This is a genomic window from Levilactobacillus zymae (assembly GCF_032190635.1).
Classification (GTDB): domain Bacteria; phylum Bacillota; class Bacilli; order Lactobacillales; family Lactobacillaceae; genus Levilactobacillus; species Levilactobacillus zymae_A.
On record NZ_JAVLAS010000001.1, the window covers coordinates 93242 to 109485 of the forward strand.

Annotated in this window: 6 protein-coding genes and 3 rRNA genes; 2 read left to right on the forward strand and 7 right to left on the reverse strand. The window is 48.0% G+C overall.

Annotated features, from left to right (window positions below; genetic code table 11):
• Window positions 1-54: 54 nt before the first annotated feature.
• The 4 genes from rrf to RI501_RS00340 all read right to left on the reverse strand — a co-directional run bounded on the left by rrf (window position 55) and on the right by RI501_RS00340 (window position 6614).
• Window positions 55-171 (reverse strand): 5S ribosomal RNA (gene rrf / locus RI501_RS00325).
• Between the two features lie 65 nt (window positions 172-236).
• Window positions 237-3151: ribosomal RNA gene (locus tag RI501_RS00330) — 23S ribosomal RNA — on the reverse strand.
• A gap of 215 nt (window positions 3152-3366) precedes the next feature.
• Window positions 3367-4932, reverse strand: a 16S ribosomal RNA gene (locus RI501_RS00335).
• The 16S, 23S and 5S rRNA genes sit together here, the layout of an rRNA operon.
• A gap of 491 nt (window positions 4933-5423) precedes the next feature.
• Entirely contained in the window at window positions 5424-6614 is a 1191-nt protein-coding gene (locus RI501_RS00340) for an MFS transporter (protein WP_313819819.1), read from the reverse strand.
• Between the two features lie 278 nt (window positions 6615-6892).
• Here RI501_RS00340 and lysS point away from each other — a divergent pair, with 278 nt between their 5' ends.
• Window positions 6893-8404 carry a lysine--tRNA ligase gene (lysS, locus tag RI501_RS00345; RefSeq protein WP_313819820.1) on the forward strand — a complete coding sequence of 504 codons (1512 nt, stop codon included), beginning with the start codon at window positions 6893-6895 and terminating at the stop codon, window positions 8402-8404.
• A 41-nt stretch (window positions 8405-8445) separates the two neighbouring features.
• The gene (locus RI501_RS00350) at window positions 8446-9972 is read left to right on the forward strand and encodes a UDP-N-acetylmuramoyl-L-alanyl-D-glutamate--2,6-diaminopimelate ligase (RefSeq protein WP_313819821.1); all 1527 of its coding nucleotides are present in this window, start codon (window positions 8446-8448) and stop codon (window positions 9970-9972) included.
• 322 nt (window positions 9973-10294) lie between these two features.
• On the opposite strand, the gene potE is transcribed toward RI501_RS00350, so the two are convergent.
• The 3 genes from potE to speC (RI501_RS00365) form a co-directional block, all read right to left on the reverse strand.
• Window positions 10295-11674: a putrescine-ornithine antiporter gene (potE, locus tag RI501_RS00355; protein ID WP_313819822.1), complete on the reverse strand. Its 1380-nt coding sequence runs from the start codon at window positions 11672-11674 to the stop codon at window positions 10295-10297.
• Window positions 11675-11779: 105 nt separating this feature from the next.
• The gene (speC, locus tag RI501_RS00360; protein WP_313819823.1) at window positions 11780-13972 is read right to left on the reverse strand and encodes an ornithine decarboxylase; all 2193 of its coding nucleotides are present in this window, start codon (window positions 13970-13972) and stop codon (window positions 11780-11782) included.
• A 28-nt stretch (window positions 13973-14000) separates the two neighbouring features.
• The gene (speC, locus tag RI501_RS00365) at window positions 14001-16169 is read right to left on the reverse strand and encodes an ornithine decarboxylase (protein ID WP_313819824.1); all 2169 of its coding nucleotides are present in this window, start codon (window positions 16167-16169) and stop codon (window positions 14001-14003) included.
• Between the last annotated feature and the right edge of the window lie 75 nt (window positions 16170-16244).

A 16244-nucleotide genomic window follows, 5' to 3' on the forward strand; every position in this document is an offset into this window, starting at 1 on the left:
TCCAAAATTTTTGACACAAAAAAAAGGAACTCAACGAATTGAGTTCCTGACATTGCGTGGCAACGTCCTATCCTTGCAGGGGGCGATCCCCCAACTACTATCGGCGTGCTGAAGCTTAACTTCTGTGTTCGGCATGGGAACAGGTGTATCCTTCAGGCTATCGCCACCACACTATTGAGAGCTTATTCTCTCAAAACTAGATATTACCAGCTTATTTTCTTTGAGAACACCATTACTTGGTTAAGTCCTCGACCGATTAGTATTGGTCCGCTGCACACCTCACGGTGCTGCCACTTCCAACCTATCTACCTGATCATCTCTCAGGGGTCTTACTTCCATAAAGGAATGGGAAATCTCATCTTGAGGCGAGTTTCACACTTAGATGCTTTCAGCGTTTATCTCATCCATACATAGCTACCCAGCGATGCGCCTGGCGGCACAACTGGTACACCAGAGGTATGTCCATCCCGGTCCTCTCGTACTAAGGACAGCTCCTCTCAAATTTCCTACGCCCGCGACGGATAGGGACCGAACTGTCTCACGACGTTCTGAACCCAGCTCGCGTACCGCTTTAATGGGCGAACAGCCCAACCCTTGGGACCGACTACAGCCCCAGGATGCGATGAGCCGACATCGAGGTGCCAAACCTCCCCGTCGATGTGGACTCTTGGGGGAGATAAGCCTGTTATCCCCAGGGTAGCTTTTATCCGTTGAGCGATGGCCCTTCCATACGGTACCACCGGATCACTAAGCCCGACTTTCGTCCCTGCTCGACCTGTCTGTCTCGCAGTCAAGCTCCCTTCTGCCTTTACACTCGTCGAATGATTTCCAACCATTCTGAGGGAACCTTTGGGCGCCTCCGTTACTTTTTAGGAGGCGACCGCCCCAGTCAAACTGCCCACCTGACACTGTCTCCCGCCACGATAAGTGGCGCGGGTTAGAGTGTTCACACAGCGAGGGTCGTATCCCACCAACGCCTCCATCGAAACTAGCGTTCCGATATCTACGGCTCCGACCTATCCTGTACAAGCTGTGTCAACACCCAATATCAAGCTACAGTAAAGCTCCATGGGGTCTTTCCGTCCTGTCGCGGGTAACCTGCATCTTCACAGGTAATATAATTTCACCGAGTCTCTCGTTGAGACAGTGCCCAGATCGTTACGCCTTTCGTGCGGGTCGGAACTTACCCGACAAGGAATTTCGCTACCTTAGGACCGTTATAGTTACGGCCGCCGTTTACTGGGGCTTCATTTCTGGGCTTCGCCGAAGCTAACTCATCCACTTAACCTTCCAGCACCGGGCAGGCGTCAGCCCCTATACTTCATCTTACGATTTTGCAGAAACCTGTGTTTTTGATAAACAGTCGCCTGGGCCTTTTCACTGCGGCTACACTTGCGTGTAGCACCCCTTCTCCCGAAGTTACGGGGTCATTTTGCCGAGTTCCTTAACGAGAGTTCACTCGCTCACCTTAGGATACTCTCCTCGACTACCTGTGTCGGTTTGCGGTACGGGTAATTAATATCTAACTAGAAGCTTTTCTCGGCAGTGTGACATGGAGCACTTCCCTACTAAAATTCGGTCCTCATCACGCCTTGTCCTTAGCGATAAGCATTTGACTCATCACCAGACTTGACGCTTGAACGCACATTTCCAATCGTGCGCTTGCTTTAGCCTCCTGCGTCCCTCCATCGTTCAAACAATATTAACTAGTACAGGAATATCAACCTGTTATCCATCGCTTACGCCTTACGGCCTCAGCTTAGGTCCCGACTAACCCTGGGAGGACGAGCCTTCCCCAGGAAACCTTAGTCATTCGGTGGATCAGATTCTCACTGATCTTTCGCTACTCATACCGGCATTCTCACTTCTAAGCGCTCCACTAGTCCTTGCGATCTAGCTTCGTCGCCCTTAGAACGCTCTCCTATCACGCGACATAGTCGCGTCCACAATTTCGGTAATGTGCTTAGCCCCGGTATATTTTCGGCGCAGAGTCACTCGGCTAGTGAGCTATTACGCACTCTTTAAATGGTGGCTGCTTCTGAGCCAACATCCTAGCTGTCTATGCAATTCCACATCCTTTTCCACTTAGCACATATTTAGGGACCTTAATTGGTGGTCTGGGCTGTTCCCCTTTCGACGGTGGATCTTATCACTCATCGTCTGACTCCCGGATATAAATCTGTGGCATTCGGAGTTTATCTGAATTCAGTAACCCATGACGGGCCCCTAGTCCAAACAGTGGCTCTACCTCCACGATTCTAAATCCGAGGCTAACCCTAAAGCTATTTCGGAGAGAACCAGCTATCTCCAAGTTCGTTTGGAATTTCACCGCTACCCACACCTCATCCCAGCATTTTTCAACATACACGGGTTCGGTCCTCCAGTGCGCTTTACCGCACCTTCAACCTGGACATGGGTAGGTCACCTGGTTTCGGGTCTACGTCAACTTACTGAAACGCCCGTTTCAGACTCGCTTTCGCTACGGCTCCGGTCTTAACACCTTAACCTTGCAAATTAACGTAACTCGCCGGTTCATTCTACAAAAGGCACGCTATCACCCATTAACGGGCTCTAACTAATTGTAGGCACATGGTTTCAGGAACTATTTCACTCCCCTTCCGGGGTGCTTTTCACCTTTCCCTCACGGTACTGGTTCACTATCGGTCACTAGGGAGTATTTAGCCTTGGGAGATGGTCCTCCCGGATTCCGACCAGGTTTCACGTGTCTGGCCGTACTCAGGATCCTGAACTGAGAGTTAACGATTTCACCTACGGGGGTATCACCCGCTCTGCCACACCTTCCCAGATGTTTCGGTTATCCTTAACTTTGGTAACTCAAATGTTCAGTCCTACAACCCCACCGAGCAAGCTCGATGGTTTGGGCTGTTCCCCGTTCGCTCGCCGCTACTTAGGGAATCGATTTTTCTTTCTCTTCCTGTGGGTACTTAGATGTTTCAGTTCCCCACGTCTGCCTCAACTTGAGTATGTATTCGTCAAGTTGTAATCATCGGTAAAGATGATTGGGTTTCCCCATTCGGAAATCTCCGGATCAAAGCTTACGTACAGCTCCCCGAAGCATATCGGTGTTAGTCCCGTCCTTCATCGGCTCCTAGTACCAAGGCATTCACCATGCGCCCTTCATAACTTAACCTAACGGTCACTTCGTGACCGCTGATTAATTGAGTATTAGCGAATAAACTAATTAAAAAACTCAAAATAAACGCGGTGTTCTCGGTTTAATTATCTTTAATAATTAAAGGAAAATAATTGATAATATCTAGTTTTCAAAGAACAAGTTTGAGGGTAGACCCCTCAAAACTGACCATTGTTTCGACAAAGTATGTGTAGCCTCCGTATATTCCTTAGAAAGGAGGTGATCCAGCCGCAGGTTCTCCTACGGCTACCTTGTTACGACTTCACCCTAATCATCTGTCCCACCTTAGACGGCTGGCTCCCGAAGGTTACCCCACCGGCTTTGGGTGTTACAAACTCTCATGGTGTGACGGGCGGTGTGTACAAGGCCCGGGAACGTATTCACCGCGGCATGCTGATCCGCGATTACTAGCGATTCCAACTTCATGTAGGCGAGTTGCAGCCTACAATCCGAACTGAGAACGGCTTTAAGAGATTAGCTTGGCCTCACGACTTCGCAACTCGTTGTACCGTCCATTGTAGCACGTGTGTAGCCCAGGTCATAAGGGGCATGATGATTTGACGTCATCCCCACCTTCCTCCGGTTTGTCACCGGCAGTCTCACCAGAGTGCCCAACTGAATGCTGGCAACTGATAATAAGGGTTGCGCTCGTTGCGGGACTTAACCCAACATCTCACGACACGAGCTGACGACAACCATGCACCACCTGTCATTCTGTCCCCGAAGGGAACGTCTTATCTCTAAGATTGGCAGAAGATGTCAAGACCTGGTAAGGTTCTTCGCGTAGCTTCGAATTAAACCACATGCTCCACCGCTTGTGCGGGCCCCCGTCAATTCCTTTGAGTTTCAACCTTGCGGTCGTACTCCCCAGGCGGAGTGCTTAATGCGTTAGCTGCAGCACTGAAGGGCGGAAACCCTCCAACACTTAGCACTCATCGTTTACGGCATGGACTACCAGGGTATCTAATCCTGTTCGCTACCCATGCTTTCGAGCCTCAGCGTCAGTTACAGACTAGACAGCCGCCTTCGCCACTGGTGTTCTTCCATATATCTACGCATTCCACCGCTACACATGGAGTTCCACTGTCCTCTTCTGCACTCAAGTTACCCAGTTTCCGATGCACTTCTTCGGTTAAGCCGAAGGCTTTCACATCAGACTTAAGTAACCGCCTGCGCTCGCTTTACGCCCAATAAATCCGGACAACGCTTGCCACCTACGTATTACCGCGGCTGCTGGCACGTAGTTAGCCGTGGCTTTCTGGTTGAATACCGTCACGATGTCAACAGTTACTCTGACACCCGTTCTTCTTCAACAACAGAGTTTTACGAGCCGAAACCCTTCTTCACTCACGCGGCATTGCTCCATCAGACTTTCGTCCATTGTGGAAGATTCCCTACTGCTGCCTCCCGTAGGAGTCTGGGCCGTGTCTCAGTCCCAATGTGGCCGATTACCCTCTCAGGTCGGCTACGCATCATCGCCTTGGTGGGCCTTTACCTCACCAACTAGCTAATGCGCCGCGGAACCATCCAGAAGTGATAGCCGAAGCCACCTTTCAAACAAAAACCATGCGGTTTTTGTTGTTATACGGTATTAGCACCTGTTTCCAAGTGTTATCCCCTGCTTCTGGGCAGGTTTTCCACGTGTTACTCACCAGTTCGCCACTCGTTCCAATGTTGAAATCAGTGCAAGCGCGTCAATCAACGGGAACTCGTTCGACTTGCATGTATTAGGCATGCCGCCAGCGTTCGTCCTGAGCCAGGATCAAACTCTCATCTTAAAAGATGATAAGCTCGAATAGCTCATCGATTGTTGTTACATTTTTAAAGCGAATTGACTTCGCAAATATTGTTTGGGTTTGAACCTAAGTCCAAACCGCCCTACACATATTTGGTTTGTCGAAACAATGTTCAGTTTTCAAAGGTCTACCAAGTCGTCTTTCGTAACAAACAACTTAATTATCATAACATTTGGAAGTTATGATGTCAACCAGAAGTTTGATTTAACAACGTTTCTAGTTGAACCGTCATCGCTTAGCGACAACTTAGTTAGAATAACATTTTGTCAGTAACTCGTCAACAACTAATTTCAATCCTTCGAATTGGTCTAGTTGAGAACTCGTTCGCGACAACGTATATAACTATACCAACCAACCTTACCCCCGTCAACAAAAATTTGGAATTAATCCCATTTATTTCCAAAGACAAACAATCCGCCTGAAAACGGAGATCATAGCCGGATTACCCGGCGCGTTCTCCCTAGCAGTCGTCATTATTGTCCGCTATTTTTTCGTCGGGTCGTCATGTAGGGAAGCAGGCCGCCCAAAACGCCCAGCACCACAACCCCATTAATCGCGGCACAAACCATAAACAATCCCGAAAATCCTAAGGAACCGCCAACAATCCAGCCCCCGAAAACCGGGCCTAACGCTTTCCCAATCGACGAAAAGGAATTGACCAAGCCCTGGTAGCGGCCTTCGTTCCCTACGGTGTACGCGTTGATCAACGCCGGGACTCCTGGGACATACACAGCCTCTCCTACCGTCAGCAACGTCATCGCCACGAAAAGCATGCCAATCTGTTTGGCCGTACTTAATAGTAGAAACGACCCACAAATTGCGAGCAGTCCCCCGAGAATTTGCCACGGTAATACCTTATTATGACTAAACTTGGTCATCACGGATTGAACCAAGATCAGCAACAGTCCGTTGTATACCCAGAGGTAGCTGTAAACCTTAATGCTAAGCCCAATTTCTTGCACATAAACCGACACGTTACTCATCCACTGCGAGTAAGTGCCCCACATTAAGACTAGGCTGAGTAGCAGCAAGCCCAACGTAACCAGGGCCATAGTCCGTTGCGGTCGCCCCGTTTGAGCCACCTTGGCTTGCGGGTGTGACGCCTGCGCCATAAACCGACCCACGGACCAGGTCCAAACGACCAGGGCTAAGACGTAGCACCCCAAAAGCATCAAGAAGATCGGTTGTAGACTGTGCTTAAACAAGATTCCAATGCTGGCCGTTCCGGCAACCAGCCCTAAGTTAATGAAAATATATAGTAGATTAAACAGGCGACTGTCGACGTGACTCAGTTGAGCCGTCATCGTCGTAACCAGGGTCAGCATTGCCCCCGTCAAGAGCCCGAAGATAACCAACACAATGGGGTAGCCAATCAGGCCGTTCCAGAAGAACCCCGCCGCCGAGTCCACAATTAAACCGACCAGGGTCAGCAGTCCCACTCGTTTTAACGAGTACCGGTCCCCCAAAATACCGCCTAGGTAGCCCCCCAGAACATTACACCCCGAATAAGCCACCAAGATCCAGCCGCTGGTTACCAGGTTCAGCTTGAGATCGTCGTGGAGGTAAATGGTGGTTAGTGGCCACATCACACTGTAAGCGGTGTTGACTAAAAATCCTAACAATAGAAGGGGCCAGGTTTTTCGAATTAACTGTGTAATATTCATTATTTTGCATGTCCTTTTCTCAGAAATAACGCTATCTACTGTAATGATAGCAAAATTAATGAGGGCAATAAAGGAAAATTAAAAATAGATTAAAACACTAATATAAACCCCTTTGAAGCGGTACCAACTCTCACTTATTCACATCTTCCGTTGGTAAAAAAGGTCAATTAATCTCATCTTCCCCCTTGCTAAATGCTCTGAAATAAATTAAATTAAGGTTAGACTTTCTGTATATTCATCAAAACAGTCAGCTTACTACTAACTAGGAGGCCACAAATATGAGTGACAGCAATAATAACAGTACCAACTCAAATGATTTGAATGATCAGATGCAGGTTCGTCGCGATAAGATGAACAAGCTGCACGATGAAGGTATTGCACCTTTTGGTCATCGCTTCGATAGAACCGACAACAGCCAGTCCTTACAAGACAAGTTCGGTGAAGCTACCAAAGAAAGTTTAGCTGAAACCAAGCATGACGTTACACTGGCAGGTCGTGTCGTTGCAAAGCGTGGTAGTGGTAAGGCTGGATTCTTAGACTTACTCGACCGCGACGGTTCCGTTCAGATCTATGCTCGTCAAGACGAATTAGGCGAAAAGGCTTATGATCTGTACAAGTCTTTGGATTTAGGTGACTTTATTGGTGTTCAAGGTTACGTCATCAAGACGGATACCGGCGAATTAACGGTACGGATCACTAGCCTGGAATTCTTATCCAAGGCGTTACGTCCCTTACCAGATAAGTATCATGGTTTAACTAACCAAGAGTCTATTTACCGTCAACGTTACTTAGACTTAATCGCGAACCGCGACAGCTTTAACCGGTTCATGAAGGTTACGCAAATCAAGAAGGCCGTTCGTGAATACCTCGACGGCGAAGGCTTCATCGAAGTTGACACGCCGGTTCTGCAAACGCAAGCTGGTGGTGCCGAAGCTCGTCCATTCATTACTAAGTCTAACGCCCTCGACATTCCATTGTATCTCCGGATTGCCACGGAACTTTACTTGAAGCGCTTAATCGTTGGTGGCCTGGAAAAGGTTTACGAACTGGGTAAGGACTTCCGTAACGAAGGGATTGACACGCGTCACAACCCTGAATTCAACATGCTCGAAACCTATGCGGCTTACTACGACTTCCGCGACGTCATGGACGAAACGGAAAACATCTTCCGTTACACGGCCCACAAGGTTAACGGTGACGGTCACATCACTTACCAAGGTCAACCAATTGACTTGGAATCCCCATACAAGCGGATCCACATGGTTGATGCGATTAAGGAAGTTACGGGTATCGACTTCTGGCAACCAATGTCCGATGACGACGCTAAGAAGTTAGCTGACGAAAACAACATTGAATACGAAGACTACTGGAAGGTTGGTCACATTATTAACGCCTTCTTCGAAGAAAAGGTCCAAGACACCTTGATCGACCCAACCTTCGTTTACGGTCACCCCGTTGAAATTTCACCATTGGCCAAGAAGAACGCCAAGGACCCTCGGTTCACCGACCGGTTCGAACTCTACATTACGGGTAACGAATTTGCCAACGCCTTTACCGAATTAAACGACCCAATCGACCAACGTCAACGGTTTGAAGCCCAAGACACTGAACGTGAGGAAGGTAACGAAGAAGCCCACGGGATCGATGAGGATTACCTAGAAGCCATGGAATATGGTATGCCGCCTACTGGTGGTCTGGGTATCGGGATCGACCGGATGACGATGCTCTTAACGGATGCCCCTTCAATTCGTGACGTCATGTTATTCCCAACGATGCGTCCTAACGAATAACCACCAACTTACACGGCACAATATAGGAAAGAGGAATTAGAATGAATTTGTCAGAACTGATTGTTCTTTTACAAGAACACCATCTGTTTGTTCGCACAACGTCTAGTGCCCAAAACCTCTCATTCGACTCTCTGGAATACGATTCACGTAAGATTGGTCAGAACGGCCTGTTCATCTGCAAGGGGAAGACTTTCTCCGTCGACTACTTGAAGCAAGCCGTGACCCAGGGCGCTACCGCGTACTTGTCGGAAACCGACTATAGTCACGACGTCGATGTCCCTGGCATCATTGTTAATGATGTGCGTAAGGCCATGTCCCTCACCGCTCAATTGTTCTTCAAGTTCCCGCAAAACGAGATGTTCTTAATCGCGTATACCGGGACCAAGGGGAAGACCACTTCCACGTACTTTACGCGGAACATCTTGGAACACGCCTTTCCAAAGCAAGCGGCGATGTTCTCAACCATTGACCGGATTGTCGGCAATGCTCCCGAAGACGAGTTTAAGGCGCACTTAACCACTGCCGAATCGTTGGACTTGTTCCACGAAATGCGGGAAGCCGCTGATAACGGCCAGAAGTATCTGGTCTTAGAAGTGGCCTCACAGGCCTATCTGTTAGACCGGGTCTACGGATTACGCTTTAACGTCGGGATCTTCTTAGACATCACGCCTGACCACATCGGAATTAACGAACACCCTAACTTTGCTAACTATCTCTTCTGTAAGCAACAGTTAATGTTAAATTCCGACTACTGCATCATTAACGCGGATACCGATCATTTCCCTGAAGTCTTATCCGCCGCTAAGGTTTCTTCTGCGCCTGACCACATCTTCACTTACAGTCAGACCAGCCACGATGCCGATGTCACCATCGTCAACGATGAAGCCTCATTAACGGATAGTACGTTCAGTCTGACCGTCAATTCAGAAAATGCCGAGCTCGCTAGTTTAGGTGCTCAGTTCCACGTCTCGGTTCCGGGTGACTTCAACCAAAGTAACGCCACGGCCGCCATCTTAGCAACGCACATCGCGCAAGCTCAGGTTGCCGACATGCAATACGGGTTAAGCCACACTACCGTTCCTGGGCGAATGGAATTCATCAAGACCCAGAATCATGGGACCATCTACATTGATTACGCCCACGATTGGGGCAGCATGAATGCGTTGATGCACTTCTTACGGACCCAATTCCCTGACCAACGGATTATTGCCCTTCTGGGGAGTACCGGAGATAAGGGAGAGGACCGGCGTGAAGGCTTTGCCCGGGCTTTAAACGATTATGCAGACATTGCTTTCCTGACCGCTGACGACCCTGGTCACGAAGACCCCGTCGCCATCGCTAAGGAAATCGATAGTCACATCGATCACGATAAGGTCACGACTCACATCATTCCTAAGCGGGAAGATGCGATTCACGAAGCCATCTCGATGGCTACCAATACCGACCTGGTTGTTCTTGCCGGTAAGGGTGAAGATGCTTACCAAAAGATCAACGGTGTGGATACACCTTACGCGAGTGACCCCGTGGTTGCACGTAACGTGTTAGGCACCCTAGCCAACGAAGCTTAAAGCTTAACGGGTATTGTGACTAGACAATCATCCTAATGAAAAGAACCGCCAATTCGCTTGAATTGGCGGTTCTTTTTTGGCGTCTTTTGACGAGAGTAGCTTTACCTGGGACATCAGGGTGCCCCGGCCGGAGCCCTTTTTTTCCCCTTAACGGATCCCGGGCCCCCAAACCGCTGCTCAGCAATCCCCCATCAGCTCCCCTCACTCCCGAAAGTTCAGACACTAAAAGACTAGGCCACCGAATCCGTAGATTCAGGTGGCCTAGTCTTTAGTTATCAATTTCTCCTGAAGGAAGAAATGTCATTTACTTTAACGCTGTGGCTTATTCCTTAACGGAATCTTCTTCAGCATCAAATGCGTGGTTGTTGTTTAACTTCTCTAACTTATCTGAACTCAAGTCGAACTTGTACGCCACGAAGGAGTATGCGGTCCAACCGAAGAAGGTAACCAGAGAACCTAAGACCATCGCTTGTGAACCGGAAGCGTACATTGCGTACAGCGAGTAGATCGCAGCGATCACGGCAATCACGTTCGTTAACCGGAAGACACTGTTGGTTGGTTTAACCCCAGCGCCTAATTGGATCGTCTTAGCAGCACCCATGGAAAGCAGGTATGGAACTAAGTTGGTCACAACGGCTAAGTTAACTAACACGTTAAATTGCTTGTTCAAGTCAGGACTGATCGTCATGAATGACAACAGCACTTGAACGGTCATCAGGATTAACATCCCAACGATTGGCGTATCGTTCTTGGTAACCCGAGAGAAGACCTTTGGGAAGTAGCCTTCATCGGCTGAAGACTTGAACACTTGGGCAATCGTAAATTGCCAACCAAGTAAGGAACCGATACATGCCAGAACCATGATCCCTTCAACCACTAACCCGGCCCATGAGCCAAACATCGTGGAGAAAGTTAACCCGAATGGGGCGTTGGAAGTCAACAATGCGGAGTTCTTAACGATCCCAGCCATAACGTTCGTGGATAAGATGTAGATAATTCCGGCACCGATCGTCCCGGCCATAACGGCGATTGGCACGTTCTTTTGTGGATTTTCAACGGCGTCCATGTTGGCAACGGCGGATTCCAATCCTAAGAAAGCCCAAAGCGTGATTGGGATAGAAGAAGCGATCCCATCGAAGAAACTAATATCGTGTGGGTTCCAAGAAGCCACGTACAGTGATGGTTGGAACCAGAACCAGCCCAATACCGCCAAAATCACAACGGGAAGGATAACCCCCCAAACGGTAACGGAACCGATCCGACCGGTAATCTTCGCACCCCCGAAGTTCAGGAGCGTCGTGACGATAACCAGGATGATGGTCCAGATGGCAACTTCCACTGGGGAGAGCTTCATGTCTAAGAACACGGAGAGGTACCCCACGGCGGAAACGGCGATCGCCACGTTGGCGATAACTAAGGACAGCCCATAAGTAAAGTTACTCATGAAACTCCCGGCCTTGCCGTATGAGTATTCGGCGTATCCACCCATACCACCAGACTTCTTACTGAACATACCATTACGAGCGAAAACCCAGGCTAAACAAAGTGCCCCACCTAAGGTAACGATCCAAGAAAGCACGGACATCGTACCAACTTGTGCCAGCTTGGAAGGTAGCATAATGATCCCTGATCCAAGCATGTTGACAGCCGTAATAATGGTCAGCTGAACAACACCCATTTTTGTACTATTATTCTCTGCCATATCACATTACCCTCAATATCTATATTGGAATTATAATAATCAACAATTGCTAAGTTGCCGTCCAAAACGGACGGCAACTCGAAAAACCTTTATGCAGCTATAAAACTATTCTTTATCCTTAGCAGCTGCGTCCTTATCCAAGACGTAACCATAAGCTTTAACTTTGCCATCGTTTCCATCTGGCTCAAAGTAAACACCTTGAATTTCAGGCGTAAACCCTGGGAAGTTGTTGATCCCGTCTTGCAGGATTAAGAAGTACTTCTGAGCAACTTCGTTCCAGACTTCACCTGGCGCCACACAAAGGATTCCTGGTGGGTAAGGTAAAGCACCTTCTAAGGCAGTTTCACCGACAATCTTGTCCAGTGGCACTAACTTAGCATTGTTTGCAACGAGTTCCTTATCAGCATCGTAAGGAGTCATTGAAGGCTTTGGCCATGACTTTTCACGGAATAAGTCGTGCTGGTATTGCTTAGCATTAGCGTTCTTGTAGAAATCATGCACTTCTTGGCAAAGATCGCGAATCGTGTAACCACGGTAACGGTCGATGTTTTCCTTGTAGATTTCTGGTAAGACATCGCTTAATGGCGCGTTTTGTTCAACTAACTTTTCGAAACGAAGTAAGTAGTTGACCAAGTTGTCCATCTTCGTCTTGGTTTCAGCAGGCGTCAGCAAGAACAGAATGGAGTTGAAGTCATTCTTTTCTGGGATGATGCCGTGTTCACGCAAGTAACTTGCAATGATCGTTGCTGGAACCCCGAAGTCTTCGTATTCACCAGTTTCAATGTTAATCCCAGGCGTCTTAAGCATGAACTTAAGTGGGTCAACAAAGTATTGGTCATTAGCGTAGCCTTCGAATGAGTGCCACTTAGCGCCCTTTTCAAAGCGCCAGTAGTCAATGTCACTAGCTAAAGTGTTGGTATCGACATCTTGCCACTTCTTGCCGTTAACAACGGTTGGAATGAATGGCGTTAACATGGTTGCTTCATTTAAAATCCGCTTCCGTGCTTCGATCCCTAACTTAACCGTGTCCATCCACATCTTGGCACCCGCAGGACCTTCCATCATCTTGGCGTTAACATCCAAGGTGGAGTAGATTGGGTAGAATGGTGAAGTAGACGTGTACTTCATGTAAGCGTTGTTGAACCGTTTGTGGTTGATGTAACGCTTCTGACCCTTGATGTGCGCATCCTTCTTGTGAATCTGGGATGCTTGTGACAACCCACCCTGTTGCTTGTGGACGGATTGGGTAACGAAGATACCTGGATCTTCTGGCCCAAGGTCATCAATCAACAGTGGTGAACTATCCTTCATCATTGGGATAAACTGTTCGTAACCAACCCAAGCAGAGTCAAACAGAATGTAGTCACATAAGCGACCAATTCGCTTGATAATTTGCTTGGCGTTGTAGATACTCCCGTCGTAAGTCCCAAGTTCAATGATGGCTAACCGGAATGGACGCTTTTCCTTGGCCTTCTTCGGATCAACCTGGGCTGCTAAGCCACGGATGTAATCTTCATCAAGAGCCTTGTCGTCGATCCCACCGATAAACCCAAATGGGTTCCGGCCGGTTTCCAAGTAAACTGGACGGCCACCGGCTTGAACCAAAGCAGCGTTGTAGTTTGACTTGTGGTTGTTCCGGTCAAACAAGACTAAGTCGCCTGGCTTAACCGTAGCAATATCAACGATGGCGTTAGACGTCGTCGTCCCGTTCATCACAAAGTAAGTCTTATCAGCATTGAATACTCGAGCGGCATGCTTTTCCCCGTCTAGGGCAGCACCACCGTGAGTTAAAAGGTCCCCAACTTCAACGTCTGAACTGGAAACGTCAGACCGGAAGAGATTTTCACCGTAGAAGTCGTACAGAGCACGACCGGCTGGGTGGCGCAGGAAGAACTGTCCACCATGGTGACCTGGCGTATCAAAGTTCAGGTTACCTTCGCCCACGTAATGTACCATTTCCTTGAAGAACGGTGGGATCATCTTGTCTTCGTAGTCTTGGGCAGCGGTTTCAATTTCACTGTCATAGATGTTCTTGTAATCCTCATCCTTGTCCAGGAAGTGGAAAACTTGACCACGAATATCAGCATCAATTGCGGCAGAATCATCAGTAATCATGAAGACTGGAATTCCAAACTTGTTAGCTGAAATGGCAGCGATGTACTGTTGATCTGCATCCGTCAAAACCGCTGCAGCGATATCAGTAAAATCGGTTTTACCTTCAATCGCAACGACTTCACGTTCAGTAGAAAAATAGTTTCGCGCTTCTTCAGAGCTAGCTATTTTTAAGGTCTTAGCCATTTTAAAAAACCCCTTTCTTCAAAACTAATTAATCCTTCTTGTCACCATCATAGACATAACCGTAAGCAACGGTCTTGCCATCTTCATGTTCGAAGTAAACCCCTTGGATTTCTGGTGCGAATCCAGGGAAGCGGTTAATCCCTGCTTCAAGAATCATGAAGTAAGTTTGGGCAACCTTGGTCCACTTTTCACCTGGAGCCACACAGAAGATACCAGGAGGATAAGGTAAAGCACCTTCTAAGGCAGTTTCACCTTCAATGTCACTCAACTTAACGAGCTTGGCATTGTTCCGCAGTAATTCAACGTTAGCTTGATAAGGCGTCATAGCTTGTTCTGGGAAGTAGTCAGCTAAGAACATTTCCTTTTGGTATTCCTTAGCGTTGTTACCCTTGTAGAAGTCATGCAATTCTTGGCAGAGTTGCTTGATGGTGTAGTTGTTGTAACGAGCCTTGTTGTTCGCGTATAAGCGAGGTAAGACTTGTTCCAATGGTGCATCAGCCTTAACTAAGGATTCGAACTTAACGATTTGGGAAACCAGGTTGTTCATCTTAGCAGGCGTTTCGGCCGGCGTCATTAAGAACAGGATGGAGTTCAAGTCGTTCTTTTCAGGGATAATACCGTGTTCACGCAGGTAGTTAGCTAAGATAACGGCAGGAATACCGAAGTCTTCGTATTCACCAGTTTGAACGTTGATCCCTGGGGTGGTTAACATGAACTTGTTCGGGTCAACGAAGTATTGGTTATCTTCGTAACCGTCAAAGCCGTGCCACTTAGCACCCTTTTCAAAGCGCCAGTAATCGATGTCGTTGGCCATCTTTTCGGTGTCGCCGTCTTCCCAGTTCTTACCGTGAACAACTGGTGGGACGAATGGCTTGATCATGGTAGCGTTCTTGATCAAGTTCTTCCGAGCATTGATCGTCGTGATCAACGTATCATGCCATAACTTCTTACCAGCTTCGCCTTCTTGCATCCGGGCGTTAACGTCCAGCGTAGCAAACAGTGGGTAGAATGGTGAAGTTGAGGCATATTGGTTGTAAGCGTTGTTGAAACGTTTGTGGTTAATGTAACGCTTTTGACCCTTGATGTGAGAGTCTTTCTTGTGGATTTGTGATGCTTGTGAGAACCCGGCTTGTTGTTTGTGAGTGGACTGGGTAACCAGGATACCTGGATCTTCCGGTCCTAAGTCTAACAACAGTGGTGAGGAATCACGCATCATTGGGATGAATTGTTCGTAACCAACCCAAGCGGAGTCGAATAAGATGTAGTCACACAAGTGACCAATCCGGTCAACGACTTGCCGTGCGTTGTAGATCGTCCCATCGTAAGTCCCTAATTGGATGATAGCTAAACGGAATGGGCGCTTTTGCTTGGCCTTTTCAGGGTCAACCTTAGCAGCTTGCTTCCGGATGTAGTCTTCATCGAAGTCACGGGAGTAAATCCCACCGATAAAGCCGTAAGGGTCACGGGAGGTTTCCAGGTAAACTGGACGGCCACCGTCTTTAACTAAGGCGTTGTTGTAAATGGACTTGTGGTTGTTCCGGTCGAACAGAACTAAGTCACCAGGAGAAACAGCAGCGGAAACCGCAATGTTGTTTGACGTGGTGGTCCCGTTCATAACGAAGTAAGTCTTGTCCGCGTTGAAGACCTTAGCGGCGTGCTTTTCAGCATCCATGGCAGGACCTTCGTGAATCAATAAGTCCCCAAGGTCAACGTCGGCGTTACAGATATCGGAACGGAAAACGTTTTCGCCAAAGAAGTTGTACAATTCCCGGCCAGCTGGGTGCTTCCGGAAGTATTGTCCACCTTGGTGTCCTGGACAGTCGAATTGGAGATTCCCACGTTCAACGTATTCTTCCAAGGCCTTGAAGAATGGAGGCAACACACCATCTTGGTATTGGGCAGCTGCCGCTTCAATCTCACGATTGTAGAGACGGTGGTCGTATGTGTTCTTCAAATCAATGATGTGATAGATTTTCTCCATCATATCGCCTTGAATCTTAGAACTGTCATCGGTCATCACGAAGACAGGAATGCCAAACTTGGTATCGTTTACGGCATTAATGACTTCCACATCATGATCCATAACAACAACGGCACCTACATCAACAAAGTCAGTGTTGTAAGCATCAACCGTTTCACGGGTTGTCTCAAAACGCTGAGCTGCTTCTTCAGTAGACGCTATTTTTAAATTTTCCATGACGTCCTCCTTTTAAGTTTTGGTAGATTGTAAAATTAATCCGAACGCTGTTCGGACAAAAAAGATCAGCTTCCT